Here is a 26,143-nt window from a genome sequence, read left to right on the forward strand (position 1 = left end):
GCGACCCCCGGCAGGGCGCGGCGCTCCCGCCGAGCGCGCGCTCAGCCGTAGCGCGACGCCATGAGCGCCGCGAGCGCGGGGCGCTCGCGCACGAGCGCGAGCGTGTGGTCGGCGTGGCCGTGCGCGTAGCCGTTGCCGATGTAGAGGTCCACGTCCTTGCCGATCCCCTCGGCCCCGAGGGCGGCGGCGGTGAAGCTCGTGCTCATCGCGAAGAAGTACGCCTTGCCGCGGTCGCGCGTGGCGACGATCGCGCTGAGCTCCACCCCGGGGACGTTCACGCACGAGAGCGTGAGGTCGGCGCCCGTGCCGCCCGTGAGCGGCAGCACGGCGTCGCGCACCGCGATGGGATCGCGCGCGTCGGCGACCGCGACGTGGTCGCAGAGCCCGAGGGCGCGCAGGTCGGCGGCGAACTCGGCCGACGCCTCGACCCCGATCACGCGCCCGCCGGGGCCGACGCGCCGCCGCGCCTCGGCCGCGCACAGGAGGCCCGACTTCCCGCCCGCGCCGAGCACCGCCACGCTGTCGCCCGGGCCGGCGAGGCGCGCCACCTGGGGCGCCGCGCCCGCGACGTCGAGCAGCGCGAGGGCGAGCCGCTCGGGCATGTCGGTCGGCATCCGCGCGAGCGGCGCCGACGCGAAGACGATCGCGGTGCCCTCGACGTCGAGCTGCGCGGACGCGGGGCGCACGGCGACGATCCGGCGGAGCGAGAGCGGCGTCAGCGACAGCGAGGCGAGCGTCGCGATGCGATCGCCGACGGCGACGCCGCGGTGCTCCACCAGCGAGCCGACCCGGCGCACGACGCCGAGCAGCATGCCGCCCGAGCGGGTGACCGGGTTGTGCTGCTTGCCCCGGCGCGCGACGGTCTCGAGGACGAGCCGCGCCACGCCGTCCGGGCTGCCGCCGGCGGCCTCTTCCATCTGGCGGAAGCTCGCGGCGTCGATGTTCAGCGTCTGCACCTCGACGACGATCTCGGTCTCGAAGCTGCGCGAGGCGTCAGCGTCCAGCCGCTCTGCGGGTTGCGGCAGGGCTCCCGGTGGATCGAGCACGCGGTGCGTGCCCAGCGGATCGCCTGCGGCGAGGGTGCGTTGCGTCGCTTCGGAGCTCACGCCGAGGCCGTTCAACATGCCGAGCCCGAAAGCAAGGGCAATGAGCCGAGCGGCGGCGGTCCGCTTCGCTGAGGCGGCCCGGCCCTCTCGCCCAGAGGGCCCGGAGCCGGCCGCCCGGTCGGCGCCGATCGGCCTTTTCCCCGCGGATTGGACGCACTTGCGCCGCGCGGAGGGCGGCGTCAGGAAGAGGCTGGGGAGGCGGTCGGGGACGGGAGACGAGGGGCGAGGGCGAGGCGCGGCGCGCTGCGTCAGGACGAACGAGCCAACTCATTTGAAAGAACCGCCCGGATCTCTTGACCACCTTTGCTCGGTGAAACTAGACTTTGCCCCCTGCTGGCGCTCGCGTAGCGCTCGAAGGTTTTTACTCCCTGCGATGGATAACCACGCTCCCAAGGTGTCGGCAACGCGGCAACTGGCGTTGCGCTTCATCTCCGGGAAGTACCAAGGCGGCGAATTTCCCCTCGGGGAGCAGCAGGAGATCGTCGTGGGTCGCTCCAGCGACCTCGACATGGTCCTCGTCGAGGACATGGTCTCCCGGCGCCACGCCCGGATTGCCTGTACCGAACAGCAGATCGTGATCGAGGATCTCGGCTCGACGAACGGCACGTTCGTCAACGGCGAGAAGATCAAGAAGACGACCCTGAAGGAGGGTGACCGGGTGCTCATCGGCACCAGCATCCTCAAGGTCGTCTCCACGGATCCGAGCGCGCCCCCGGCGCGCCGCCGGATGGACGAGCCCTCGCTCAGGAGCGGTCAGACCCGGTCGATGTCCGGGTCGATCGACGAGATCCCGCTCCCCGATCTGCTTCAGCTCTTCGGCACATCGAAGAAGAGCGGAGTCCTCGTCGTCCGTTCCGACGACGACGTCGGCAAGATCTACCTGCGCAAGGGCATCGTGACCTTTGCGACGATCAACGATCTGACCGACGTCCCGCCGCTCAAGAGCGTCTACCGGATCCTCACGTGGGCCGGCGGGACGTTCGACCTGGAGCCGGCCGAGGAGCGGGTCATGACCGGCGAGATCAGCGCGACGGTGCAGGAGCTCCTCATGGAGGGGCTCCGGCAGATCGACGAGCTGAACAACATCCGCCACCAGCTCCCGGATCTGTCGGCGCGCCTGGTCATCCCCCAGCCGCTCAAGCCGCTGCTCCGCGATCTCTCGCCCGTCGATCTGGACGTCCTCCAGGTCGTCTACAACCACGGGCACCTCGCGATGGTCCTCAACAAGAGCCCCGCGACGGATCTGGAGACCGCGCAATCCGTGCTGAAGATGATCAACGCGGGCTACCTCCGCGTCGAGTGAGCCGGGCCCACGCGCGAGTCGCCGCGAGGCCGCGTGACGCGGCTCGATCGCTCGGCGTGTGCCCGCCCTACGCGGGCTGACCGCGGGCGAGCGCGCGCCCGCGGTCGAGGGGACGCGGGCGAGCGTGCGCCCGCGGTCGAGGGGGGCGGGCGGACAGACGCAGGACGGGGCCCGCGCTCGAAGCGCGCCGGGCCGCGTCCCGGCGCCGCGCCCTCGAGGGCGCGGCGCGCGGGGCGGCGGCGCGGGGGCGTCAGGACTGCGGAGCGCGCTTCGCTGCCGGATCGGCCGCGGTGCTCGAGAGGCGGAGCGACACGGCGCGGGCGTGCGCCTGCAGGCCCTCCGCCAGCGCCAGCTTCTCGATGATCGGGCCCTGCGCCCGCAGCGCCGCGCCGGAGTACCGGATGAGGCTCGCGCGCGTCACGAAGTCGTAGACGCCGAGCGGCGCCCCGAAGCGGGCCGAGCCCCCGGTCGGGAGCACGTGCGACGGCCCCGCGAGGTAGTCGCCCGCGGCCACCGGGGTGAGGCTGCCGAGGAGCGCGGCGCCGAGCGTGCCGATCTCCGAGAACAGCCCTTCGGCGTCGGCGACGTGGAACGCGACGTGCTCGACCGCGAGCTGATCGGCGACCTCGGCGAGGCGAGCGCGCGAGCCGACGACGAGCGCGGCGGCGTGCGTCGAGAGCGACGCCTGCACGATGGCGCGCCGCGTGAGCTCGGGGAGCGCGGCGTCGAGCTCGCGCGCGACCGCCTCCGCCAGCTTGGCCGAGGTCGTCGCGAGGAGCGCGTAGGACGCCTCGTCGTGCTCGGCCTGCGAGAGCAGATCGGCCGCGACGAGCCGCGGATCCGCGGCGTCGTCGGCGAGCACCAGGATCTCGCTCGGTCCGGCGATGCCGTCGATCGACACGTCGCCGAAGACGAGCTTCTTCGCGCAGGCGACGTAGGCGTTGCCGGGCCCCACGATCTTGTCGACCGGCGCGAGCTCCGGGAGCCCGTAGGCCAAGGCCGCGATCGCCTGCGCTCCACCCGAGTCGAGGAGGGTCGTCACGCCGGAGAGGTGCGCCGCCGCGAGCGTGACGTCGTCGGCCGACGGGCTCGCGAGGACGATCTCGGACACGCCGGCGATGCGGGCGGGGATGGCGGACATCAGCACGCTCGACGGGTAGCGGGCCTTGCCGCCCGGCGCGTAGACGCCGACCCGGCGCAGGGGGCGCACGCGCATGCCGAGGAGGACGCCCTCGTCCTCGTAGCTGAAGCCGGCTTGCAGCGCGGGGCCGCTCGCCGCCGCCTCGGCGGGCCCGAGGTCGCCTGCGTCGCGCTGCCGCTCGTGGTAGCGCGCGATCCTCGCGGCCGCGGTCTCGAGCGAGGCGCGGACGTCCTGCGGGAGCCGCGCGAGCGCCTCGGCTCCGCCGAAGCCGCCCTCCGCCTCGGGGCCCGCGTGGCGGACGAGCGCCTTCGACGTCCTCCGCTCGAACTTCTCGATGTAGCCGAGGACGGCGGACGTACCCCCGCGGCGCACGTTGTCGATGATCTCGGTCACGGCCGGCGTGACGTTCGCGAGATCGCCCGTGCCGCGGGTGCGCAGGGCAGACAGGGTGGACTCGAACTCAGGCGAACCTTCGATGTAGATGGGCAGCATGGCTTGATGGTGGACCGGCGCGGCGGGATCTCCGCGCGGACGGCGACACCCCGTACCACAGCACCCCGGCCGCCGGTACGTCGGCCGCGCACGGCGGGCCGCGCGCTGCGTCTGCGGCGCGGCGCGCCCGGCGCTGCGCGCGGGGCGCGCGTCGCTGCGCGCGGCGCGCCCGGCGCTGCGCGCGGGGCGCGCGTCGCTCCGCGAGTTTGCCGGCCCGAGCGGATCGAGTAGGGTCGCCCCATGCGGTCCGGCTCGTTCGGCCTCGCCCCCGCCGCGCTCTCGATCGCGCTGCTCGCGCTCGCGCCTCTGGTCCTCGTCGGGTGCCCGGAGAACTCCTGCTTCCTCAAGATCTGCCAGGGCAGCAGCTGCCGCTGCTCGATCTCGTCGTGCAGCGACGGGGCTGGCTTCGACACAAAGCAGAACCGCTGCCGCTGCCTCAAGGGCTACCTCTCGATCGCGGGCCAGTGCCTCACGCCTCAAGCGGCGAACGCCTACTGCGGCGTGGGGCGCCACTACGAGGCCGGCGGGTGCGCCCCCGACCGCTGCCGGCCGGGCGACGAGATCGACCAGAGCACGGGCCTCTGCGTGTCGCGCGAGCAGGTGGCGACGAACGCCGGGGTCGCCATCGGCGCCGGGCAGAAGCTCGGATGCCCGCCCGGCCAGCAGCTCATCGTCGACGGCCCGACCGCCGCGTGCGTCCCGCTCTCGCAGACCTGCGCGCGCGACGAGGTCTGGACCGGCCAGGCCTGCGCCAAGGTGGGGCAGTGCCCGACGGGCGCGATGTGGGATCCCGCGCTCGCCCAGTGCGTCCAGTACGCGCAGGGCTCGGGCGACAGCGGGCTCACGGTCAACGTCGGGCAGTGGGCGTCGGCGAACTACGGCCCGAACGGCGGCATGGGCACGAGCGGGTTCTGCGGATCGTTCGCGAAGAAGCCGCACAGCTTCGGGATCGTCGAGGGGGCGTCGGCCTACGTCCGCATCACGGTGATGATGTCCTTCCCGGACAGCGAGATCGCCCGCGGCGTCGTGCAGGCCGTGACGGTGTTCGACGCGAGCGGGAACCCGGTTCCGCCGCGCGGCGCCGCGGAGGTCGACGCGGCGGCGCGCGACGTCTTCGGCACGCTCGTCCTCGGGGGCGGGCGGGCGAGCGCGCCGACGTCGTCCACCACCGTCCGCTGCGCGGTCATCCACGCCGGAAAGCCGCAGCCAGTACCGGCCGTCGGCGGGCTCTGAGCGGGCTCACATCCTCGACAGCGTGCTCACGACGCGCGTGGCGGGGAGGGCGCTGAGGCCGACGCAGCTCACGACCTTGTTGCGCTCGATGACGAAGTTGCTCGTGGTCGGCTCGATCTTCGCGAACTCGACGCTCAGGCGCGCGCCGTCGAAGCTCGCGCGCAGGGGGCGGCCGTCCACGTCGCTGCGGACGTCCTGGCAGGTGCCGCGCGAGCGGGCCGGGTCGAACTGGCGCGACTCGGGCGCGATGAAGCGGAGCCGGTCCTCCACGGCGAACACGCCGCTCTCGCCGGGGATCTCGCGCAGCGAGAAGCGGGCCTCGCCCTCCTCGTAGTCCTGCGGGGCGAACTGCTCCGGGCGGCGGACCCGGAACTCGAGCGCCTCGCCGGCCAGCACGGCCTCGAGCTCGCGCCCGTTGCCGACCCACAGGCCCGTCAGGCCGGCGAGCGGCGACGTGTGCGTCGGCTCCACGCCCGCGTCCGGGGCGGCGCTGCTCGCGCTGGCCGTCGGGCGCGGTTGCGCCGAGGCGCCCCTCCGGCGGACGTCGCGCGGCCTGTCGAGCACGCCCAGCGCGAGCAGCGCCGCAGCCCCGCCGAACATCACGAGCGCCCCGGCGCCGATCGCGAGCCACGAGCCGCGCGCGCGCTGCGGCGGGGCCGGCCGGCTCGCCAGCGCCGCGCCGCCCGGCGAGCGCGCCGCGTCGCGGACCTCGTCGACCGTCGTGACGGCGGGCGGCGGCGGGCGGCTCGACGCGCCGAGCGGCGCCGAGGTCGCGGGCGCCGGAGGGCGGGCGATCACGTCGAGCGCCGCGAGCATCTCCTCGCAGCTGGCGAAGCGATCCGCCCTGTCCTTGGCGCACGCCTTCTGGAGGAACGCGTCGAGCTCCGGAGGGACGTCGCGGCGCACGGCGCTGACCCTGGGGAGCGGCGCCTCCGCGTGCTGCCGCATGATCTCGACGTCGCTCTCGGCGTCGAACGGCACCCGCCCGACCAGCATCTCGTAGAGCACGACGCCGAGCGCGTAGATGTCCACCCGCTTGTCGAGATCGCGGCGCCCGAGGACCTGCTCCGGCGACATGTAATAGAGCGAGCCGATGATCCCCTTGGTCATCCCGCGCCCCGCGAGCGCGTCCGCCTCGGCCTTCGCGATGCCGAAGTCGGTGACCTTCGCGACGCCGTCCTTGCCGCGGAGGAGGACGTTGGCCGGCTTGAGATCGCGGTGGATCACCCCCTCGCGGTGCGCGGCGGCGATGCCGGAGGCGATCTGCCGGAAGATCGAGAGCGCCTCGGGCAGCGGCATCGGCCGGCGCTCGTCGGCGTACCTGGCGAGCGCCTGCTCGAGGCTCTCGCCGTCGATGTACTGCATGACGAGCCAGAGCTCGTCCCGCTCCGCGACCACCGCCTTCAGGTGGACGACGTTCGGATGATCGATCTGCGCGAGCGCGCGTCCCTCGGCGAGCGTCCGCGCGCGCACGTCGGGCCGATGCCCGAGCTCCTGCCGCACCGCCTTCAGGACGACGTGCAGGCCGGTGTGGACGTCCCGGGCGAGGTAGACGACGCCCATGCCGCCCTCGCCGAGCACCCGCTCGACCACGTACTTCTGATCGACGAGCGTCCCCGCCGGCAGGTGGCCCCCCGGCGAGCGCCGCGGGAGCGAGCCCGCCAGCGGCGCGGGGATGACGTGCGGCGCCGCCGCGGGCCCGTTCGCGCCGCCGGCCCCGAAGGCCGGCGCGCTGACCCGGCGCGACGGATCCTCGGGCAGCAGCGCCTCCAGCAGCGGCTTCCCGGGGACGGTCGCCCGCGGGCCGGGCGGAGGAGGTGCCGAAGGGGCGGCGACGGCGTCCCTCGCGGCGATCGGCGCGCCGCACGCCACACAGAACCGCGCAGAGCCCGGGGCCTCTGCGTTGCAAACCGGGCACCTGGCCATGGCGCGGTCAGCTCGACCCGCGGCGGCCGCGCGCGGCGCGCCGCGGGCGCTGCGTCACGTCCAGTGACCCGCGCGGAGGGCCGCGGAGTCGATCGTCTTGATCTTCGGCGCCAGCGCCTCGCGGAAGATGGCCTCGTCGTCGTCGTCGAGGCCGCTCTCGCCGAAGCCGGACGCGACCTCCATCGAGGTCGCGAGGATGCGAAGGAACTGCTGGAAGCTCGACGCGCAGAGCTCCGGCTTGAGCGAGTCGGTCCCCGTCATGCAGGTGAACACGGGACAGTCTCCCTCGGCGTCGAGCTTCGAGATGTCGAGGAAGTAAGGGTCTCCCAGGAGCGCGCTGCGCGCGATGAGGATCCAGCTCTTGCGCCAGCCTGGGAGGGAGCTGTCGCCGCCGTTCGCCTGCTGCTCGGCCGCGAGCTTCTCCGAGGGGATGAGGCGTACGCGCTCGACCGGCGTCACCGTCTCGACGTCGAGCGGGTCGGCCTCCTGCAGGAAAGCGCGGTACCTGGCGGGCACCCGCAGCGTCCTGCGCAGCTCTTCCACCACCGCTGGAGCCGCCTTTCCGAACCTCGCAGGGATACCTCTTCGGGCAAAGGCATCCTTGAGCGCCGTAACCGACTCGGCAAGGTCGCTATCCACCGAACATCCCTTCCTTTGCAAGTCCACCGGACAGCCCGCTGGGCGGGCGCCCTCATCGCTTCGAAAACCGCTTCGCTCCCGGGGAGAGCACCGGCGCGCACCCGGAGGAATACCCCGCGCCGGGCCAGGTAGTGTAACAGAAAAACGATGGTCGACGTTGCGTACGCTGAGAGCCGATTCCGGCCCCCGGAAATTGCGCACCGATACGGTCCGGGCGTGCACCTCCTCGACGACCCGCTCGCGTGGACTCTGCTGGCCCGCGCCTGCTCCCCGGAGACCGTTCAGCCCGACGTGGGGCGCCTCGTCGGGTTCCTCTACCAGACCCTGGCGCGCGCCGTCCTCGCCGCCGAGCTGGAGCGCACCCGCGTCGACGTCCCGACCCGGATGATCTCGTCCCACCCGGAGGCCGTCTATCGCGGCACCGCGCTGTCCCGCGCGACAAAGGTCGTCACCGTGGGCATCGCGCGCGCCGGGACGATGCCCTCCCAGGTCGTCTACGAGCTCATGAACGAGGTCCTCGACCCGGCGCTGGTGCGGCAGGACCACCTGTTCATGAGCCGGCAGACGAACGAGCTCGGCGAGGTGGTCGGCGCCACCTGGCACGACGCCAAGATCGGGCGCGACGTCGAGGGGCGCCACGTGCTCTTCCCCGATCCGATGGGCGCCACCGGCACGTCGATGGTCAGCGCCATGACGTACTACAAGACCGCGCTCGAGGGGCGGCCGGCCAAGTGCATCGCCATGCACCTCATCGTGACGCCCGAGTACATCCGCCGCGTCACCGAGGCCCACCCGGACGCCATCATCTACGCGCTCCGGCTCGATCGCGGCCTCTCGCCGGCGCGCGTCCTCAAGACCGAGCCGGGCACGCACTGGGACGAGGAGCGCGGCCTGAACGCCATCCAGTACATCGTCCCGGGCGCCGGCGGCGTCGGTGAGATCCTCAACAACGCCTGGGTGTGAAGCGAGCGGTCAGCGGCCGCGCTTCGAGCGGCGGTTGTGGCCGGCCGCGAGCGCGCGGTAGTCGATGGCCGCGTGCGGCCGGCTCACGGCGGGGCGCAGATCGCTGCAGAGCCGCGTGAGCTCCGCGATCATCGCGCCGAGGTCGCTCGCGCCCGCGGCCCTGCGCTGCGCGAGCTCGCCGTAGGCGGCCTCGAGCGACGCGATGCCCTTGCCCGAGACGTGCCCGCGGCGGGACAGGTCGACGTAGCTCCGCGCGAGCGCGACGCTGTCGAAGTTGTGCGCGACGACCAGGTCCTGCGCGACGCGGAGCACGGCGTGCGCGGCGATCCGGCCGTCCTCGTGGAGCACGAAGGCCGCCTGCAGGTAGTTGTAGAAGGGGACGACCCGGTCGCCGAAGATCCGGAAATCCGAGGGAGATGACTGCCGATCGAGGTGGATCAGGATGCGCTCGACGACGGGGCCCTTCTCGACGTAGCTCGCGAACCGGATCGCGTCGAGGATGGTGTCGTCATAGGCGTGGCCGAGCCGCATCACCTCGCCGAGCTCCAGCGGGGTGACCCGCCCCTCGCAGACGTCGGCGTACAGCGAGTAGACGAACGCGTCGGCCTCGGCGTCGTCGCCGAGGAGCACCTCGCGGATCAGCGCGCCGCTCGGGTCGCGCTGGCTCGGGAGCTCGCAGCGCCGCTGGAGCAGCGCGGGCAGCTTGTAGCCGAGCTGGCCGCGCAGGGCGCGGAAGCGCAGCCGCAGGATGTTCTGCAGGTTGGGCTTCAGCGTGAGCGACGCCCAGCGCGCGCCGTCGAGCCGCAGCTTCTGCTCGATGCGGGAGCGGAGCTGCTCCGGGCTGCCCGAGAGGATGTGCGTCTCGACGCCCGCGCGGCCGAGCTCGCGCAGGAGCGACCCGGCGCCCGGCACGGTGCGCTTCTGATCGGGCCGCTCGATCGCGGTCCGCACGAGATCGCGCAGCGTGTCGAAGTCCGTCCGGAGGTAGGTCTTGTCGAGATCCCACCGCGCGATGAACGGCGCGCGCCCCGCAGGCGCCGCTGCGTTCGCCGGAGTTCGGGGCCCTTGCGTTCGCTCCTCGCCGCTCACCGTCTCTCGCTCAGCGCGCCATCCACTCGCGCCGCATCTTGTCGAGCGACTGCACCACGTCGCTGTCGGCGCCCTGCCGGGCGAGGTCCATCGCCTCGCGGAGGTACATCGACGCCTCGCTGGTGCGCTCGCGCTGGTGCGCCACGTGCGCGAGCGCGCCCAGGACGAGCGCGCGGTCGGGGCCGCCGGGGCCGGCGAGGTCGAGCGCCTCGCGCAGCACGCCGTCGGCGTCGGTGAGATCGCCGGCGCGGGCGAGCGCCTCGCCCAGCTTGCGGCTGAAGATGAGGACGGCGCGCACCGGATCGTCGAGCTCGCCCCGGAAGATCTCGCGCCGCGCCAGGTCGAGGCCGCGGCGCAGCGCGAGCACGCTGCCGGCCGTGTCCCCGCGCGCGGCCGACCGATCCGCCGCCTGCTCGAGCAGCATCAGCGCGACGAACGCGTTCTGCGCGTGGTAGGCGTGGATCGCCTGCACCTCGAGCGGCAGCGCGAGCGGATCGCCCGCGCTGTCGAACGTCGCCTTGGCGTGCAGATCGCGCCGGACGCCGGCCGGGATCGTCGCGAGCGTCACGTCGCGGAGCAGCGGGTGCGCGGTGCGGATGCCGCTCGAGTGCTCCTCGATCATGCCCGCCGCCGCGAGCTTGTTGAGCAGCTCGTCGAAGGCGCGGATGTCCGGCAAGAGGCGCTGCAACGTGGCCCGGTCCGCCGCGTCCCCGATGACGGCGAGCGCCTGCAGCGTGCGGCGCGCGTCCTGCGGCAGCCGCTCGATGCGCGCGGCGACGAGGTCGGCCATGCGCGCGGGCGGATCGCTGCCGCCCTCGAGGGTGTAGCGGACCAGCTGATCGATGTAGAGCGGCGGCACCGTCGCGGCGTCGCCGCCGAGGCCGGCCGGGGTCGCCGCGCTCGGCGGCAGGCCCAGCGCGACGTGATCGGCGGTGGCGCCGTCCGAAGGATCGCGCCGCGGCGACGGCCGCGCCCCGCCCGTGCTCTGCGGCGTCTTGCGGGCGGCGCGGTGATCGAGGCTCACGCTGCTCCGGAGGAGCGAGAGCGCGATGTCCTTCGGCAGGCCGCCGAGCGCGCGCACGGCCCCGCCCCACCCCGGCTCGAAGCCGGGCGTGTGGCTCGCGACGATGAGCAGCGCCGCGAGCGGCGGCTCCGCGATCACGTCGGCGAACGCGTTCCGGCTCGCGCCGTCGACGGCGTGCAGGTCGTCGATCGCGAGCAGGACGCGGTGCGGGAAGGCGGACTGCTGCGCGCGCGAGAGCGCCCAGCGCAGCGCCTCCGCGGCGATGAAGCGCCGATCGTCGGGCGACAGGCCGCCCGCGGCCGGCTTGTTCCAGGCGTGCCTGCGCACGTCGGCCGCGCGGTCGCCCTTGCCGAAGATCTCGAGCAGCCCGCGCCGCGCCTCCGGCGTCGCGCCGTTCCAGTTCGACGCGTTGCCGCCGTCGTGCGGGAGCTCGGCGAGCCCGGCGATCGCCCAGCGGAGCGCGTAGTAGCCGACCTCGGCGCCCCACGGGTCCGGGCCGGTCTGGATCACGATGTCGCCCCGGCTCGCGGCGACGTCGAGGAACTCGCGGAGGAGCCGGGTCTTGCCGACGCCGTGCTCGCCGACGATGCGCGCGGCGACGACCGAGCCCTCGACGTCGGCGAGGCAGGCGTCGAGCCACGCGAGATCCTCCTCGCGCGCCGCGAACGGCAGCGGGAGCGGGGGCGCCGCCGACGAGCGATCGCGCCGCGCTGCCTGGGGCGCGGCGCGCGGCGCCGGAGCGGGCGAGTGCGCCTGCGCCTGCGCGATCCTGGCGCCGCACTCGCCGCAGAACTTCTGGCCCCGCGGCACGATGGCGCGGCACGAGGCGCAGATGACCGTCGCCTCGGCGAACGAGAAGCGGCCGGAGGGCGTGTCGAACGTCCCGACCGCCGCGCGCAGCGCCGCCGAGAACTCGTCGGCGGTCTGGTAGCGCCGCGCCGCCTCCTTCTCGAGCGCGCGCAGGGTGACCTCGACGAGCGGCTCGGGGATCTCGCGCTCCGGCGCGACCAGGGCGGGGTCGGGCGGCGGCAAGGAGAGGTGCATCAGCACGACCTGCGTCGGCGACTCGGCCTCGAAGGGGAGCCGGCCGGTGAGCAGCTGGAACAGGATGACGCCGCACGCGTAGAGGTCGCTCCGGGCGTCGATCGGATCGCCGCGCCCCTGCTCGGGGGCCATGTAGTCCGGGGTCCCGCAGACGATGCCGGGGCTCGTGATGTTCGTCGTCGCGACCTCCGCCTTCATCTTCGCGAGGCCGAAGTCGACGACCTTCACGAAGTCGCCGCCCGAGCGCATCGGCTCGAGCACGATGTTCTCGGGCTTGAGATCGCGGTGGATGATGCCGAGGTGGTGCGCCTCGGCGAGCGCCGCGAGCACCTGGCAGAGGATGTCGACGATGCGGCGGAAGGGGAGCGGGCCGTCCTCGTAGACGACGCGGGCGAGGTCGCGCCCGCGCAGGAACTCCATCACGAGGTAGAGCTGCCCGCCGTTCTTACCGAAGTCGATGACCCCGACCGAGTTCGGGTGGTTGAGGCGGCTCGCGGCGCGCGCCTCGGTGATGAACCGGACCGACGCGCTCTCGTCCCCGAGGAGGTGGGGGTGGATGATCTTGACGGCGACGGTGCGCCCCAGGGCCTTCTGCTCGGCCCTGTACACGCGGCCCATGCCGCCCACGCCGACGAGCTCCAGGATCACGTAGTTGCCCGGGAGCGTCGTGCCGATCAGCGGGTCGTCGGAGGTCCGGTTGAACTCCGAGATGGGGAAACCGCACACCGGGCAGAATTTGTGCGCCTGCTCGCACGGATTCGCGCATTGCGGGCAGACCACTGTGGACACGCGCGGGACCTTACCACGTTCGGGATAGCGATTGGAGTCGAGGTCTCCCTGGGGCCCCGGGGCCTCGCCCGGAGGGGGGCGGGGGGGCTCGTCCTGCCGTCTGTTAGGTCCTGGATCCCACTTGGGGTAACCTCGGGCGCGATGGTTACGCCTCGCCTACGTCTCGGTCAGCTCCTGGTCGACGCGCGGATGATCACCCAGGACGCCCTCGAGAGGACCCTGGAGCTGCAGCGCACGGACGGCCGGCGGTTGGGGACGCTCCTCGTCGAGCAAGGTCTCATCAACGAAACCCAGCTGACGCAGATCCTATCGCACCAGCTCGCTGTTCCCTGGGTGTCGCTGCTGCACATCGAGTTCTCGCGGCAGCTGCTCAACCTCGTCCCGCACGACGTGGCCGAGCGTTACTGCCTCGTCCCGATCTACGTGCGCCACGTCCGCAACCAGGGCGAGACGCTCTACGTCGCGATGGACGATCCGACGAACGAGGACGGCATGAAGGAGTGCATGGCGTTCTCGGGCCTGCCCGTGCGCGCGATGATCGCTCCGCCGAGCGACATCCGGAACGCGATCCGGGTCTATTACGGGGCGCGCGCTCGCTCCGCGCCGCCGCCGGCGCCCGCGCAGCGGGCCCAGGCGAACGAGCCGCCGTCGCGGGCGCGCCCGGTCGATCCGCCGCCGTCCTCCGAGCTCGGCGCGCCGGAGACCGCCAGGCACTCGGAGGAGGTCTCGTCGACGCCGGAGCCCTTGCTGCTGACGAGGCCCGCGCTCCGCTCCGGGGCGCGGCTGGTCGACGACGCGGTGCCGGCGATCGAGACCTCCGAGGTCGACGCCAGCGACATGGGCGCCATCGACGACGAGCTCGCCTGGGAGCCGCCTCGCCCCGCGGCGCGGCCGGCGGAGCGGGAGGCCCGCGGGCGGCCGGAGGAGCGGCAGATCCGCGGCCGTCCTGACGAGCAGCGCTCGCGGCCGACGCTGAAGGTCGCGCCGTCGCCCGAGCTGCTCGCGGCGGCGCAGGCCGCGCAATCCGCGCAGCCGGCGCAGCCGGCGCAGCCGGCGCAGGCCGCGCCGTCGGAGCGCCGGAAGACGCTGCGCCCGAGCTCGGCGCCGGGGCCGCTGACGCCGCCCGCCAGCGAGGCCGCGCCGAGCACGGAGGCGCCGCCCACGTCGAGCACGCCGGCCGCCGCGCTCCTCGGCGCCGTGCTCGGGCGCGCCAGCGCCGCGCGCACCGCCGCGGAGAGCGCCGCCGCGCGCACCGCCGCGGAGAGCGCCGCGCGCACCGCCGCGGAGAGCGCCGCGCGCACCGCCGCGGAGAGCGCCCCGGACCACGGCGACGAGCCCCCGAGCGAGCGCGAGGTGCGCAACATCCCCGCGCCGCAGGGCCGCGGTCGCCGGCGGATGGTGTCGCTCACGCTCCTCGACGGGACGACGATCACGCTCCCCGCGCGCGGGACCAAGGCCCAGCAGCGGCAGCCAGCCCCGGCGCGGGCGGCGGCCCAGTCCGAGCCGCCGCCCGCGCCCGCCGCGGACGATCCGGGCCTCACGGCGCGCGATCTCGTCTCCGCGCTCCGCGCCGTCTCGCACGGCGCCGACGCGAGCGAGATCCTCGGCAACAACGTGCGCTGGGAGGCGATGTTCGCCGCGCTCCTGTCGCTGCTGCTGAAGAAGCACCTCATCGCCGACTGGGAGTTCGTGGACGAGCTGAAGAAGATCTGACGCGAGGGAGGCGCGCCGCGCGATGTTCGCCGCGCCGCGCGCCGCACCTTCACCGAGCCGCGCGCCGCGATCTTCACTGCGCCCCGAGCGGCGCGATCCTCAGCCCGCCTCGCGCGCCGCGCCGGCGCGGACCAGCGCGTCGATCTCCCCGTCCGAGAAGCCCGCGTCGCGCAGCACGGCGCGCGTGTGCTCCCCGGCGCGAGGCGCCGGCGCGAACGCGGCGCCCGCCGGTGTGACGGGCGTCCTGAGCTGGGGGACAGGGCCGCGCGGCGAGGCGATCTCGAACAGGAGATCGCGCGACGCGAGGTGGGGATCGGACGGGGCGCGCCGCGGATCGAGCACCGGCTCGAGGCAGCAGTCGCGCTCGGCGGCGAGCGCCTCCCACTCCGCGCGCGTCCGCTGCCGGAAGACCGCGGCGAGCTCGCGCTTGAGCCCGTCCTGGTGCGGTCCGGGGACGAGCGCGCTCGGATCGGGCTCGAGCCCTGCGCCCTCGCAGAACGCGCGCCAGAACTTCGGCTCCAGCGCGGCGAGCGCCATCGCGTGACCGTCCTTGGAGAGGTAGGTGTTGTACGGCGCGAGCCCCCCGGTGAGCGGCTCGTCGCCCGCTGCGCGCGCGCGCTCCGCCGCGTCCTGCCCGCGGAGCGCCGGCTCGCCGCCCGCGAGCGCCGCGGCGAGCGTGGGGAGGGCGAAGCCGAGCGCGCCGTCGGTCATGGCGATGTCCAGCACCGTGCCCCGCCCGGTCCGGTCGCGCTCGCGCAGCGCCGCGAGGATGGCGATCGCGCACCACATCCCGCCGCTCATGTCGGCGACCTGGAAGCCCGGCACCTGCGGCGGGCCGTCGGCGGGCCCCTGGGCGCCGAGGACGCCCGCCCGCGCGACGTAGTTCAGATCGTGCCCCGCGCGCGCCGACAGGCTGCCGGTCTGGCCGTAGCCGGTCAGCGCGCAGACGATGAGCCGCGGGTTGTCCGCGCGGAGCGCCGCGTGGCCGAGCCCGAGCCGATCGAGCACGCCCGGGCGGAACTGATCGAAGAGCACGTCGTACGTCGCGGCGAGCCGGCGGAAGGCGTCGCGCCCCTCGGGCCTCTTCAGATCGAGCAGGGCGCTGCGCTTGCCGCGGTTCAAGAGCTGGAACGCCGCGGATTCACCGGCGATCTGCGGGGGGAGCTGCCGCAGGAGGTCGCCGCCGGCGACGTCCTCGATCTTGTCCACCGTCGCGCCGAGATCCGCCAGCACCAGGGTCGCGAAGGGGCCCGGCAGGAGCCTCGAGAGATCGAGGATGCGCGTATCGGTGAGCGGGCGCATGGAGGCCTCCCTGTCGTGGCGCGAGAGGGGTCGAGGATCGAGGGGGAAGAGAACGGACGCCGTCGCGCCCGCGCGCGGCGTTGAAGCGGGCTCCGAGAGATCGGGGAGGTGATCGCAGGGGGCTGCGATCCAAGAGAGGCTCGTCGCCGGCGCCGGGGAGTCGGGGCGCCTCCGGCGCCGGGATCAGCCGGCGCTGAGCTGGAAGAGCTTCGGGAGCTTCATCGCGAGCATCTGGTTGCCCGCGACCTTCAGCTTGCCCGCGAAGTAGAGCTGCATCGAGTTGGCCTGCGGGTTCTCGTACAGCTTCTGGAAGTCCTCGCTGGTGAGCGAGATCGTGACGTCCGCGCCGCCCGGGTTGCCCGAAGCGAGCTTCGGCCCGGTGTCGGACAGGTCGATCAGCCACTCGCCGCCGCCCTCGCCGGTCACGTTGATCTGGTACTTCCCGCCGATCTGCTTGGCCGTGTCGGAATGCTTCGCCAGGGCAGCAGGGAGCTCTTCGTTGAACAGTCTCTGGATATCGACGGCCATGGATCGCCTCCGGATCTCGTAGGGGACGTGGTGACTTGAACGCCTGGGTACCGTGCGCGGTTTACCCGTGCTCGCACGCGCGCGTCAAGCGAAGGCCGACGCTCTGGCGCGCTCGCATCGGGACGTTGGGACGCGGCACGTACGCCGTGTCCATCGCGCCGTACGCGCCGTCAGGGCGCGCCTGGCGCCGCTCTCATGCGCGCGCGCGGTACGTCTGCGCGGCGGGCCGGGGCGCTTTGTCCAGCGCGGAGCGGATCGGGACCATCAGCAGGCGATCGATGGCGACGCGCTGCTCGGCGGGCGGCGGGCTCTCCGGGGTGCCCTGCATCAGCCGGAGATCGCGGAGCGCGCCGCGATCGAGCGGGCCGACCGACGCGCCCAGCCCGTCGAGCGCCGGCGTCATCGCAGGGAGCAGGCAGACGAGGAAGATCTCGCTCGTGCCCTGGCGCACCCACGTCCCCTGGTACACCGCGACCGCCTGGCCGAGCGCCTCCTGGAAGACGAACGCGCGCCACTCGAGCGGCGCGGTCAGATCGAAGACGCGGCCGCCGGCGCGGAGCTCCCGGCTGTCGAGGCTGAGCGTCGCGCCCCGCGCGTCGGTCAGGAGGAAGCGATCGAGGCACCCGGGCGAGCGCTGCGTGAGCTCCTCGAGCAGCGCGGCGAGCACCGCGGGGCCGAGCGAGATCGGCTCGCCGTCCGGGCCGATCGCCTCGAGCCCGACCTCGTCGGAGCCCACGACGGACGCGCGGTCGAGCAGCGCGGCGAAGGCGCGGCGCGCGGGGCCGTCGAAGCTGGCCCCGACGGAGGACATCCCGGCGCTGGAGGTGAGCAGGGCGACGATGCGATCGCGGCGCGGCGTCGCGAGGAGCGTCACGCCGAACCGCTCGCGGGTCGTGAGCAGCACGTGCTCCCCGGCGCTGCCCTTGCCCCGGAGGAGCAGCCGATCGCCGTCGAGGCTCAGCCCGCGCCGGCTCGCCTGCGTTGCCGGCAGGAGGTGCCGCCGCCCCCGCGCGAGCAGCGCCCCCGCCGCCGCGACGAGCGCGACCGGCAAGAGCACGCGGACCGTCACGCTGCGCGCGGTCGCGACCAGCACGAGCGCGGCCACGAGGAGCGGGATCGACCAGAGCCGTCGAGCGCCTGCTCCCCGCGCCGGCGAGAGGTCGGGAGCGGTGGCGTCGAACCACCGCGTCTCGGGGGGAGGCGTCACGGCCTCGTCGCTCGCCGGCTGTCCGGCGAGCGGAGCGGCCGGCCAGCCTGTCGCAGGCGGAGGCTCTTGCGCGCGGGCCTCGATCGGTGGGAGCGTGGCGACGGACCCAAGAGGGTCCTTCTGGCCCTTCGCCTCGCGTCCCATCGCACCTCCACCCCAGCCGAAAGTTCGGCGGTAGGATAGCATCGAGCGGGGCCGGAGCGAGAGAGACTTTGGGGCGACGCGCCGCGTAGGCGGCGCGTTGGCCGGAGCCACCACCTCGGGGCGGCGCGGGAAGGCGCTGCAGGCTGCGCTCCGGTCGCAGGGCCCCGGCGCCGCCTGACGGCCCGGAGGCATCGCAGGGCTCCCGCGCAGGCTTCGCCTGAACGTGATGGACGACCCGCCGCGAGCGTCGCGGTGAAGCCGGATCGAGGGCCGCTTGGCGAGCAGGCGGCGGCTCGGCCTGCAGCCCCGACGGCGAGCGCGGCGACGAGCGAGGCCTCGTCCTCACGGTACCGCGGTGTGGTCCCCGCAGCGCTCCGCGGGGCTCGCCGCAGCGCTCCGCGGGGGCTCGCCGGCGGAGCCCGTGTCGCCGGCGACCGGCCTGGAACTCGGGGTGCGAGAGGAGATCCCGTCAAAGAAGAGGCTCGCCCGGATGCCCGCGACGGCGTGCTCGGCAGCAGCCGGCCGTGGGCGCGCGACGACGCCGCGCGATCCAGGCGCCGGTCGTCCACTCGGCGATGGGGTGCTCCACCTGGAGCCGCGCGTTCTTCGTCGCGGCCCGACGCGGGATCAGGCCCGCGAGAGTCTTTCCCCAGGCCGAGCAAAAGGGTAGGTCTGCCCTGTGCAGCGCCGCGATATCCCGCCCGAGCTCTCGTTTGCGGCCCCTCCCGCCGCCGAGCCTCGCGAGCTCACGAGCCCGCCGCCCTCGCGCCGGCAGAGGGGCGCCGAGCCGGAGGTGGTCTCGGTCGCGGAGCTGGATCGCCGGCTGAAGCGGATCCTCGAGGGCTCGACGGCCGACGTGCGCGTCGAGGGCGAGATCTCGGGCCTGCGCGTCGTGGGCAGCGGCCACGCCTACTTCACGCTCAAGGACGAGAGCGAGGAGGCGGCGATCGACTGCGTGATGTACCGGACCGCCGCGCCGCGCGCGCGCAAGCTGCTCGCCGACGGCGCCCGCGTCGTGCTCACCGGCCGCGCCACGGTCTACGTGCCGCGCGGCCGGCTCCAGTTCTGCGCGGACGACGCGCGCCTCGCCGGCCGCGGCGCGCTCCTCGAGGCGCTCTTCCGCCTCAAGGAGAAGCTCGCCGCCGAGGGGCTCTTCGCGCCGGAGCGCAAGCGCAAGCTGCCGGTCGATCCGCAGATCATCGGCGTCGTCACGAGCGGCGACGGGGCGGCGATCCACGACATCGTGACCGTCGCGTTCCGCCGCGGCGCCGCCCGGCTGATCCTCGCGCGCACGCCGGTGCAGGGCGCCGGCGCGGGGCAGCGGATCGTCCGCGCGATCGCGCTGCTCGAGGAGTTCCCGGGCATCGAGGTGATCATCGTGGGGCGCGGGGGCGGCTCCGCCGACGACCTCAGCGCGTTCAACGAGGAGATCGTCGTCCGGAAGGTGGCGGCCGCGCGCGTGCCGATCGTGAGCGCGGTCGGGCACGAGATCGACGTCGCGCTGACCGACCTCGCCGCCGACGCGCGCGCCGCGACCCCGTCGCAGGCGGCGGAGATGCTCGTCGCGGACGCGGCCGCGCGCCGCGCGGCGCTGGAGCACCTCGAGGCCCGCATGCGCCGCGCGATCGCCCACCGGCTCAGGGCCGCGCGGGCCGACGTCGACCGGCAGCGCGCCCGGCTCGGCTCGCCCGCGCAGATCCTGGCCGAGCCGCAGCAGCGGATCGACGACGCCGTCGCGAGGCTCCGGCGCCGGATGGAGCGGATCGTCGTGGAGGACCGCGCCGGGCTCCAGCGCCTCGAGCGCAGGCTCGCCGCGCGCCACCCGCGCGCGGTGCTCGCCGGCGCGCGCGGCGCGCTCAGGCCGCTGTCGGTGCGCCTCGCCGCCGCCGCGCGCCGCCACGTCGCCCTGCTCCGGGAGGGCTTCGCGAGCGACGTCGCCCGGCTCGAGGCGATGTCGCCGCTCCGCGTGCTCGCGCGCGGCTACGCCATCGCGACCGACCCGTCGGGCCGCGCGGTCCGCGATCACCGCGAGGTCGCGCCGGGCGATCCCATCACGGTGCGCGTCCACCACGGCGCGCTGCTCGCGCGGGTCGTGGCCACCGCGGGGCCGGACGAGCCGCTCGTCGAGCGCGGCGCGCCCGCGGCGCCCGCGGCGCCCGCGCCGGCCGAGGCGGCGGCGCCCGCCCCGCCCGCGCGCCAGAGCGGCGGGCCGCGCGCCCCGGCGGCCGGCCGCGCGACGAGGCGCAGGGCGCAGCCCGGCGCGCCCGCGTGCGAGCAGCTCGGGCTCGGCTTCGCGGCCGACGAGCGCGCCCCGGCCTTCGGTCGCGCGGGCGCCTCGGGCCAGGTCTCGGCGGGGCAGGGCGGAGCGGAGGCCGGCCCGGAGGAGAGGCGTCATGTCGAACCCTGAGCGGCGAATGTTCGGTCTGGTCGGGCACCCGGTGGGCCACTCGGTCTCGCCGGCCATGCACTCGGCCGCGTTTCGGGCCCACCAGCTGCCCCACATCTACAGCGCGTTCGACGTGCCCACCGGCGCGGAGCTCGCGCGCTTCGTCAGCGACATCCGGAGCGGCCTCATCGCGGGCGCGAACGTCACCATCCCGCACAAGCGCGCGATCATGTCGATGGTCGACGACGTGGACTCGAGCGCGGTCGACGTCGGCGTCGCGAACGTCCTCTGCGCGGCCGAGCCGCGGCGCGTGACCGCGCACAACACCGACGTGATCGCGCTCCGCGACGAGCTCGACCTGCTCCTGCGATCCGCCCCGCCCCAGGGCGACGATCCGGCGGGGCGGGGCGGCGCGCCCTCGAGCCCGCGCCAGCGCGCGCTGATCATCGGGGCGGGCGGCGCGGCGTTCGCGGCGATCGCCGCCTGCAAGATGCTCGGCTACCACCTCATCAGCGTGACCACCCGGTCGTGGACGAGCACCGAGGCGATGCTGGAGTCGCCCGCGGGGCAGCGCGCGTCCGAGCTCGGCGCGCTCACGGCGCCCTGGCCGATCCCGACCGAGCGGTCGATCAGCAGCAAGTCCTCGGTGGCGCTGCGGCTCAACTGGAGCGAGTTCGCCGTCGCCGCCGACCTGATCATCCAGGCCACGAGCGCCGGCATGCTCGGGGGGCCGCCGGGCGAGGAGGTCACCCGCATCATCCCGTGGGACTCGCTCTCGCCGAGCGCCTGCCTCTACGACGTGGTCTACAACCCGCCGGTGACGCCGTTCCTCCGCATGGCGCGCGAGCGAGGGCTCCGCGCGTCCGACGGGCTCGGCATGCTGGTCGGCCAGGCGGCGCAGTCCTTCACGCTCTGGACCGGCCTCCCGGCGCCGGTCGAGGTGATGCGCGCCGCCGCCGAGGACTCGCTCAGGAAGGCCACCGGCGGTCGATGAGCTCTGACGGATCCCGGAGGTACGCTCCGCCTCACGAAGCCTTCTCGCCCGCGCCCGCGGCGTCGCGCGCCCAGGGCGCCGCGCTGGAGCACGCGTCGCCCTGGCCCCACGTCGAGGTGCGCGGCCAGCTCTCGATCGCGCGCAAGGAGTGGCTGCACACGAACGGCGCGGGCGCCTACGCGAGCTCGACGATCGCCGGCATGCACACGCGCCGCTACCACGGGCTGCTCGTCGCGGCGCTCGACCCGCCGCGGCGCCGGCACGTGATGCTCTCGCACGTCGACGCCAGCGTCCGCCCGATCCGGCAGCAGGGCGCGCCGACCGAGCGCCGGGCGGCGTGGCCGCGGTGGGACCTCTCCAAGCACCAGTTCCCGGGCATCGACCCGGAGAACGGCTCGTTCTACCTCGAGCGCTTCGATCAGGATCCGCTCCCGCGCTGGGCGTACGCCCTCCCGGGCGGCGAGCTCGAGGTGACGCTCGGCCTCGTGCGCGGCGAGAACGCCGCCGTCCTGCGCTACGCCTGGAGCGGGGCGGATCCGGTGATGCTGACGCTGCGCCCGCTCCTCGCCGCGCGCCACATGCACCAGCTGCTCCGCGAGAACGGCGGCATCTCCCAGAAGGTCGAGCTGCGCGCCGGCGCCGCGCGCGCCGAGGCCGGCTCGGGGCGACCGAGCCCCTCGATCGGCGAGGTCCGGGTGCAGCCGAACCGCGCGCTGCCGCGGATCTGCTTCCGCTACCAGGGCACGTTCGTCGGCTCGCAGGACTGGTGGCGCCGCTTCGAGTACCTCGGCGAGCAGGATCGCGGCCTCGACTTCCTCGAGGATCTCTGGACGCCGGGCCACTTCGAGACGGTGATCGGCCCCGAGCCCGTCCACCTGCTCGTGGCGGTGGGCGCGCTCCCCGAGGACGAGCCGGAGAACCTACTCGCCGCGGCGAGCGCGGCGATCCGCGCCGAGGACCCGGGGCCCCGGCGGCCGCTCCTGGAGCGGCGGCTCTGCATCGCGGCCGAGGCGTTCCGCGCCGACGCGGCCGCGAGGCCCAGCGTCATCGCGGGCTACCCGTGGTTCGAGGTGTGGGGCCGCGACGCGCTCATCTCCCTGCCCGGCCTGTACCTCGTGCCGCGCAAGACCGAGGGGGCGATCCGCGTCCTCCGCGCCATCATCGACTCCATGCAGGACGGCCTGGTGCCGAACCGGCTCCCCGACGCGGGCGAGCCCCCGGATTTCCACGCGGCGGACGCAACCCTCTGGCTGTTCGAGGCCGCCCGCCTGCTCGCCGACGCGATCGGCGACGCGCACCCGTTCGTCACGGGCGAGCTGCTCGGCGCGCTCCGCGACGCTTTCGAGGCCGCCCTGCGCGGGACCCGCAACGGCATCCACATCACGGCCGACGGCCTCTTCGCCGCGGGCCGCCGCGGCGAGGGTGCGATCGACGGGCTCACGTGGATGGACGCGCGCATCGCGGGCCGCGCGGTCACCCCGCGCGCGGGCTGCCCGGTCGAGCTCACGGCGCTGTGGGCGAAGGGCTCGGAGACGCTCGCGCGCCTCGCGCGGGCAGCCGGCGACGATCGCCTCGCGGAGCGCGCGGAGGCGGCCGCGAGCGCGGCGCGCCGGGGCTTCGCCGCCCGCTTCTGGTGCAAGGAGACCAGCTACCCGTACGACGTCGTCTCGGAGAACGCGGAGGGGGAGGGCGCGTTCCGCGACGCGTCGATCCGCGCCAACGCGGTGATCGCCGTGGCCGTGGATCCCGCCTGCTTCACGCCGGAGCAGGCCGCGGCGCTGCTCGAGCGGGCCCGCCTGGAGCTCGTGACCCCCGTCGGCGTGCGGACGCTCTCGCCCGCCGATCCGGCCTACGCGCCCCGGTACCAGGGCGGCCCCGAGGCGAGGGACGGCGCCTATCACCAGGGCACGGTCTGGCCGTTCTTGCTCGGGTTCTACGCGCGCGCCGCCCGGCACTCCTCCGCGCTCGGGGAGCACGTCCTCCCGCTGCTCCACAGGCTCGTGGCGTCCGCCGCCGCGAACGAGATCGCGCTCGGGCAGGTGCCCGAGGTCGCGTCCGGGGAGGCGCCGCACCACCCCGGCGGCTGCTTCGCTCAAGCGTTCAGCGTGGCGGAGCTCCTGCGCGTGATCGCCTGGGACCTGCCCGTTCAGGACGGGGGCGCGCCGCGCTGAACGCCCGGCGCGTCCGCCGCCCTCAGCTCCCTCGCTCGAGCGCCGACTCCTCGCGGATCGCCTTGCCGCCCTGCGCGGTGAAGCGCAGCAGCTTGCCCGGATCCTCGGCCTCCATCGCGAAGGCCTCGATCTCCTCGAACAGCGCCTCGATCTTGCGCGGACCGCACGTGGGCAAGAAGCCGCGGAGCACGCGCGGGTCGTAGAACCGGAAGTACTGCTGCTTGCCCGTGCCGCTCTCGACCAGGAGGAACCGGCGGAGGTGCTTCCGCACGTCGCCGAACGGGCGGTTGCTCGTCAGGAAGACGCCCCAGCTGTCGCCCCAGCCGCAGTCGACCAGCGCGTCGAGCAGGGTCGACCCCGGCGGGAGGTGCACGAGCGTGGGGCCGACGTCCGCGAGGATCTCGCCCTGGAAGCCGGTGTAGAGCGAGGCGGTCTGCTCGCCCGCCTCGCCGAGGAGCAGCCGGATGCGCGGATCGCGGGCGGCGTCGAGCACCGCGAAGAGCGGCGAGCGCTCCTGCCGCAGCCGCGCCCGCGCCGACGCGGTGAACGGCGAGCCCGTCGCGGGGATCCCGGTCCTCCGCGCCCGCCGCGAGGACGGGACGGGCTCGGTCCGCGCCCGCCGCGAGGACGGGACGGGCTCGGTCCGCGCCCGCCGCGAGGGCGGGGCCGGCTCGGTCGGCGCATAGCGGCGGCTCGGCTCGTGGCGCACCACCGCGAACAGGGTCGCCCCCGCGCGGATCTCGTCGCCGTCGCGGAGCGACACCTCGCGCGCGCGCTCGCGGTTGACCTGCGTGCCGTTGCGGCTCCCCAGGTCGCGGAGCAGGTAGCTGCCGTCGATCTGCTCCACCGAGAAATGCAGGGCGGAGAGCTCGCCGTCGCTCGAGATCGAGAGATCCGATTCGGGCGCGCGGCCGACGAGCAGCGGACGGTCGCCAGGGATGTGCGCGGTCTGTCCGGCCAGGGGGCCCGAGATGACCCGGAGGACGAATCCGGCTGCCTGGTCTTCGCTCATGGTCGTCTCCATCGCACAAGGCGCCGATGAGGCCGGCGAGTAAGCCTAGAACACCGATCGGCGGGAAATCCACACGAAGCCGGGAACCACGAGAGGGGCCATCGGACCACTGCCAGCCTTTCCAGGCTGCCCGCGCTTCCAGGCTGCCTGCGCGGATCCCACGGCCGGATCCGCGGTTTGCCGCCCGAGACAGCGAACGTGGGGAACCGTGGTTCGAGCGGCCAGGTCGATCGCCCGGGCGCGGGGCTCGCGGGCGCGTCAGCCATGGCGGCTGCGCAGCGGCTCGAGGCGGAGCCAGCGCGCGACGAACGCGCGGTCCTCGGGGGCGAGCACGCCGGTGACCCACGCGGCCACGAGGTAGAGCCCCGCGTAGAGCGGGGCGCCGAGCGCGAGGCAGAGCGCGGGGCGCTCGTCGACCGCGCCCGTGACCAGGAACGCGGTGAGCGGCGCCGCGGCGACGAGCGCGGTGGCCGCGACGCGCCCGTAGTGGCGCCACGGGAAGACGCCGCGCAGGCCGACCCCGGAGATGCGCGCGATGGTCGCGACCATGACGACGATCCCGAGCGCCTGGGTCAGGACGGCCGAGATCGGCGCGCCGACCATGCCGAGCGTGGGGAGGAGGACCAGGTTCGCCGCGGCGTTGAACGCCATGGACAGCACCTGGATCCGCAGGATCATCGACGTCCTCCCGAACGCCATCAGGATGATGGCGTACGCCGTCACGCGCAGCGGCAGGAGCGCGGAGTAGATGCGGAACGGGACCGCGGCGCCGGCGTAGGCGTCGCCGTAGACGGTGCGCATGAGCGGCTCGGCGAAGAGGAGGAGGAACGCCGCGACCGGGAGCATGATCAGCGTCGTCTTGCGGATCCCCGAGTGCCACAGCGCGATCGCGGCCCGCGCGCCCTGCGCGGGCGTCGGCCCGCCCTCGGCGCGGGCGACGAGGTCCGGGAGCATCGTGGAGGCGACGGAGTAGGCGAGGACGCTGACGAGCGGCAGCTCCTGCGAGCCGACGGCGAACTCGGCGTAGAGCCCCGCGCTGAAGAAGAGGCCGATGACGAACTTGTCGAGCTTCTGGTTGAAGAGGCTGGCGAAGCGGGTCACCGAGAGCGGGAGCGCGTAGGCGAGCTGCGCCCGGACGCCGCCGGGGAAAGGGGCCGTCGCGACGTCCCGGAACAGCCGCGCGTAGAGCCGGTACGAGAGCCCGAGCCGGAGCGCCTGGGCCGCGCACTGGGCGGCCAGGATCCAGGCCACCGAGCAGCCGAGCGCGGCGGGGACGATCGCGCCCGCCGCGCTCGAGAGCGTGACGACCAGCGCGACGCCCGCCGACTTGCGGTGGTTGTTCGTGGCGATGAAGAGCGGGCCGAAGACGCTCGCGGGGTAGGCGATCACGCTCATCAGGCCGATGAGCAGGAGGAGCGGCGTCGCGCCCTCGCGGACGTCGAGGAAGACGCCGGGGACGAGGGCGAAGGCCGCGAAGGCGAGCGCGGAGAGGGCCCCGAGGCCGAGCAGGAGCAGCAGGCTCTGACGCACGAGCCCCCTGAGCTCGGGGCGGGTCACCTTGGGCGCGAAATAGAGGAACGACTCCGGCAGGTAGAGCTGCGCGAGATCGCGCCCCGTCATGAACAGCATCGTCGCGAACGCGAGCGCGCCGTACTCGGACTTGCCGAGCAGCCGCACCACGACGACGCCCTGCACGAGGACGATGAGCGTGTTCACGAACTGCCCGCCGACGATCATCCCGATCCGGTCGGCGAGCGACGCGCCCGCCGCCTCATCGGGGCGCGGCGCGTCTTCGACGACCGGCGCGGTCCCCGCGGCCTCGGGCGCCCGCGGGGGCGCGCTCGGCTCGACCGGGGTGGGCTGCTCGTCCCGCATGGCGGCTCGGTAGCACATGCGCGGGCGGGGCGGCCTCCCGCGGGGGCCGCGCGGGGCCCCGC

The 26,143-nt window shown here is 74.5% G+C and carries 18 protein-coding genes; 7 read left to right on the forward strand and 11 right to left on the reverse strand.

Annotated elements, in window-relative coordinates; translation table 11 throughout:
• Positions 1-41: 41 nt before the first annotated feature.
• The gene (locus WMF20_RS14250) at positions 42-1,124 is read right to left on the reverse strand and encodes an L-erythro-3,5-diaminohexanoate dehydrogenase (RefSeq protein WP_437614023.1); all 1,083 of its coding nucleotides are present in this window, start codon (positions 1,122-1,124) and stop codon (positions 42-44) included.
• 355 nt (positions 1,125-1,479) lie between these two features.
• Here WMF20_RS14250 and WMF20_RS14255 point away from each other — a divergent pair, with 355 nt between their 5' ends.
• Positions 1,480-2,409: a DUF4388 domain-containing protein gene (locus WMF20_RS14255; RefSeq protein ID WP_129574862.1), complete on the forward strand. Its 930-nt coding sequence runs from the start codon at positions 1,480-1,482 to the stop codon at positions 2,407-2,409.
• A gap of 250 nt (positions 2,410-2,659) precedes the next feature.
• Here the strand turns inward: WMF20_RS14255 and hisD are convergent, their stop codons facing one another.
• Entirely contained in the window at positions 2,660-4,042 is a 1,383-nt protein-coding gene (gene hisD, locus WMF20_RS14260) for a histidinol dehydrogenase (RefSeq protein WP_437614024.1), read from the reverse strand.
• Positions 4,043-4,282: 240 nt separating this feature from the next.
• Here hisD and WMF20_RS14265 point away from each other — a divergent pair, with 240 nt between their 5' ends.
• Positions 4,283-5,275 carry a hypothetical protein gene (locus WMF20_RS14265; RefSeq protein ID WP_129574864.1) on the forward strand — a complete coding sequence of 331 codons (993 nt, stop codon included), beginning with the start codon at positions 4,283-4,285 and terminating at the stop codon, positions 5,273-5,275.
• Between the two features lie 6 nt (positions 5,276-5,281).
• On the opposite strand, the gene WMF20_RS14270 is transcribed toward WMF20_RS14265, so the two are convergent.
• Together WMF20_RS14270 and WMF20_RS14275 are read right to left on the reverse strand one after the other, a co-directional pair.
• Positions 5,282-7,201, reverse strand: a complete 1,920-nt coding sequence (locus WMF20_RS14270; RefSeq protein WP_437614025.1) for a protein kinase domain-containing protein — start codon at positions 7,199-7,201, stop codon at positions 5,282-5,284.
• Between the two features lie 54 nt (positions 7,202-7,255).
• Positions 7,256-7,747 (reverse strand): SMI1/KNR4 family protein, encoded by a 492-nt coding sequence (locus WMF20_RS14275; RefSeq protein WP_020734930.1) that lies wholly within the window; start codon positions 7,745-7,747, stop codon positions 7,256-7,258.
• A gap of 240 nt (positions 7,748-7,987) precedes the next feature.
• On the opposite strand from WMF20_RS14275, the gene WMF20_RS14280 reads away from it, so the two are divergent.
• Positions 7,988-8,803: a uracil phosphoribosyltransferase gene (locus tag WMF20_RS14280; RefSeq protein ID WP_437614027.1), complete on the forward strand. Its 816-nt coding sequence runs from the start codon at positions 7,988-7,990 to the stop codon at positions 8,801-8,803.
• Positions 8,804-8,812: 9 nt separating this feature from the next.
• On the opposite strand, the gene WMF20_RS14285 is transcribed toward WMF20_RS14280, so the two are convergent.
• A complete protein-coding gene (locus tag WMF20_RS14285) occupies positions 8,813-9,892 on the reverse strand; it encodes a hypothetical protein (RefSeq protein ID WP_129574866.1) in 1,080 nt (359 codons plus the stop codon).
• Between the two features lie 10 nt (positions 9,893-9,902).
• Entirely contained in the window at positions 9,903-12,749 is a 2,847-nt protein-coding gene (locus tag WMF20_RS14290; RefSeq protein WP_437614029.1) for a protein kinase domain-containing protein, read from the reverse strand.
• Positions 12,750-12,890: 141 nt separating this feature from the next.
• Between WMF20_RS14290 and WMF20_RS14295 the strand changes: the two genes are divergently transcribed.
• Entirely contained in the window at positions 12,891-14,462 is a 1,572-nt protein-coding gene (locus WMF20_RS14295; protein WP_437614031.1) for a hypothetical protein, read from the forward strand.
• 99 nt (positions 14,463-14,561) lie between these two features.
• Here WMF20_RS14295 and WMF20_RS14300 read toward each other — a convergent pair whose 3' ends face one another.
• The 3 genes from WMF20_RS14300 to WMF20_RS14310 form a co-directional block, all read right to left on the reverse strand.
• The gene (locus WMF20_RS14300; RefSeq protein ID WP_437614033.1) at positions 14,562-15,764 is read right to left on the reverse strand and encodes a CaiB/BaiF CoA transferase family protein; all 1,203 of its coding nucleotides are present in this window, start codon (positions 15,762-15,764) and stop codon (positions 14,562-14,564) included.
• A gap of 183 nt (positions 15,765-15,947) precedes the next feature.
• On the reverse strand, positions 15,948-16,292 hold the full coding sequence (locus WMF20_RS14305) for an SCP2 sterol-binding domain-containing protein (protein WP_437614035.1): 345 nt from the start codon (positions 16,290-16,292) through the stop codon (positions 15,948-15,950).
• 193 nt (positions 16,293-16,485) lie between these two features.
• On the reverse strand, positions 16,486-17,499 hold the full coding sequence (locus WMF20_RS14310) for an IMP dehydrogenase (RefSeq protein WP_437614037.1): 1,014 nt from the start codon (positions 17,497-17,499) through the stop codon (positions 16,486-16,488).
• Positions 17,500-18,322: 823 nt separating this feature from the next.
• On the opposite strand from WMF20_RS14310, the gene xseA reads away from it, so the two are divergent.
• From xseA to WMF20_RS14325, 3 genes are read left to right on the forward strand one after another with little or no spacing between them, the layout of a single operon-like run.
• The gene (gene xseA, locus WMF20_RS14315; protein WP_129574872.1) at positions 18,323-20,050 is read left to right on the forward strand and encodes an exodeoxyribonuclease VII large subunit; all 1,728 of its coding nucleotides are present in this window, start codon (positions 18,323-18,325) and stop codon (positions 20,048-20,050) included.
• Positions 20,037-21,023 carry a shikimate dehydrogenase family protein gene (locus WMF20_RS14320; protein ID WP_437614040.1) on the forward strand — a complete coding sequence of 329 codons (987 nt, stop codon included), beginning with the start codon at positions 20,037-20,039 and terminating at the stop codon, positions 21,021-21,023. The genes xseA and WMF20_RS14320 overlap by 14 nt, the downstream gene beginning before the upstream one ends.
• The gene (locus WMF20_RS14325; RefSeq protein ID WP_437614042.1) at positions 21,020-23,194 is read left to right on the forward strand and encodes an amylo-alpha-1,6-glucosidase; all 2,175 of its coding nucleotides are present in this window, start codon (positions 21,020-21,022) and stop codon (positions 23,192-23,194) included. Before WMF20_RS14320 ends, WMF20_RS14325 begins: the two co-directional genes overlap by 4 nt.
• 22 nt (positions 23,195-23,216) lie before the next feature.
• Here the strand turns inward: WMF20_RS14325 and WMF20_RS14330 are convergent, their stop codons facing one another.
• Both WMF20_RS14330 and WMF20_RS14335 read right to left on the reverse strand, forming a co-directional pair.
• On the reverse strand, positions 23,217-24,206 hold the full coding sequence (locus WMF20_RS14330) for a DUF4123 domain-containing protein (RefSeq protein ID WP_437614044.1): 990 nt from the start codon (positions 24,204-24,206) through the stop codon (positions 23,217-23,219).
• 258 nt (positions 24,207-24,464) lie between these two features.
• Positions 24,465-26,081: a lipopolysaccharide biosynthesis protein gene (locus WMF20_RS14335; protein ID WP_437614046.1), complete on the reverse strand. Its 1,617-nt coding sequence runs from the start codon at positions 26,079-26,081 to the stop codon at positions 24,465-24,467.
• Positions 26,082-26,143: the final 62 nt, after the last annotated feature.

This window comes from Sorangium sp. So ce834 (genome assembly GCF_051521425.1).
Classification (GTDB): domain Bacteria; phylum Myxococcota_A; class Polyangia; order Polyangiales; family Polyangiaceae; genus Sorangium; species Sorangium cellulosum_D.

Coding starts and splice junctions, on each gene's coding strand:
- WMF20_RS14250 (WP_437614023.1), bottom strand. CDS start 1,124: ATGTTGAACGGCCTCGGCGTGAGCTCCGAAGCGACGCAACGCACCCTC.
- WMF20_RS14255 (WP_129574862.1), top strand. CDS start 1,480: ATGGATAACCACGCTCCCAAGGTGTCGGCAACGCGGCAACTGGCGTTG.
- hisD (WP_437614024.1), bottom strand. CDS start 4,042: ATGCTGCCCATCTACATCGAAGGTTCGCCTGAGTTCGAGTCCACCCTG.
- WMF20_RS14265 (WP_129574864.1), top strand. CDS start 4,283: ATGCGGTCCGGCTCGTTCGGCCTCGCCCCCGCCGCGCTCTCGATCGCG.
- WMF20_RS14270 (WP_437614025.1), bottom strand. CDS start 7,201: ATGGCCAGGTGCCCGGTTTGCAACGCAGAGGCCCCGGGCTCTGCGCGG.
- WMF20_RS14280 (WP_437614027.1), top strand. CDS start 7,988: ATGGTCGACGTTGCGTACGCTGAGAGCCGATTCCGGCCCCCGGAAATT.
- WMF20_RS14295 (WP_437614031.1), top strand. CDS start 12,891: ATGGTTACGCCTCGCCTACGTCTCGGTCAGCTCCTGGTCGACGCGCGG.
- WMF20_RS14300 (WP_437614033.1), bottom strand. CDS start 15,764: ATGCGCCCGCTCACCGATACGCGCATCCTCGATCTCTCGAGGCTCCTG.
- WMF20_RS14305 (WP_437614035.1), bottom strand. CDS start 16,292: ATGGCCGTCGATATCCAGAGACTGTTCAACGAAGAGCTCCCTGCTGCC.
- WMF20_RS14320 (WP_437614040.1), top strand. CDS start 20,037: ATGTCGAACCCTGAGCGGCGAATGTTCGGTCTGGTCGGGCACCCGGTG.
- WMF20_RS14325 (WP_437614042.1), top strand. CDS start 21,020: ATGAGCTCTGACGGATCCCGGAGGTACGCTCCGCCTCACGAAGCCTTC.
- WMF20_RS14330 (WP_437614044.1), bottom strand. CDS start 24,206: ATGAGCGAAGACCAGGCAGCCGGATTCGTCCTCCGGGTCATCTCGGGC.
- WMF20_RS14335 (WP_437614046.1), bottom strand. CDS start 26,081: ATGCGGGACGAGCAGCCCACCCCGGTCGAGCCGAGCGCGCCCCCGCGG.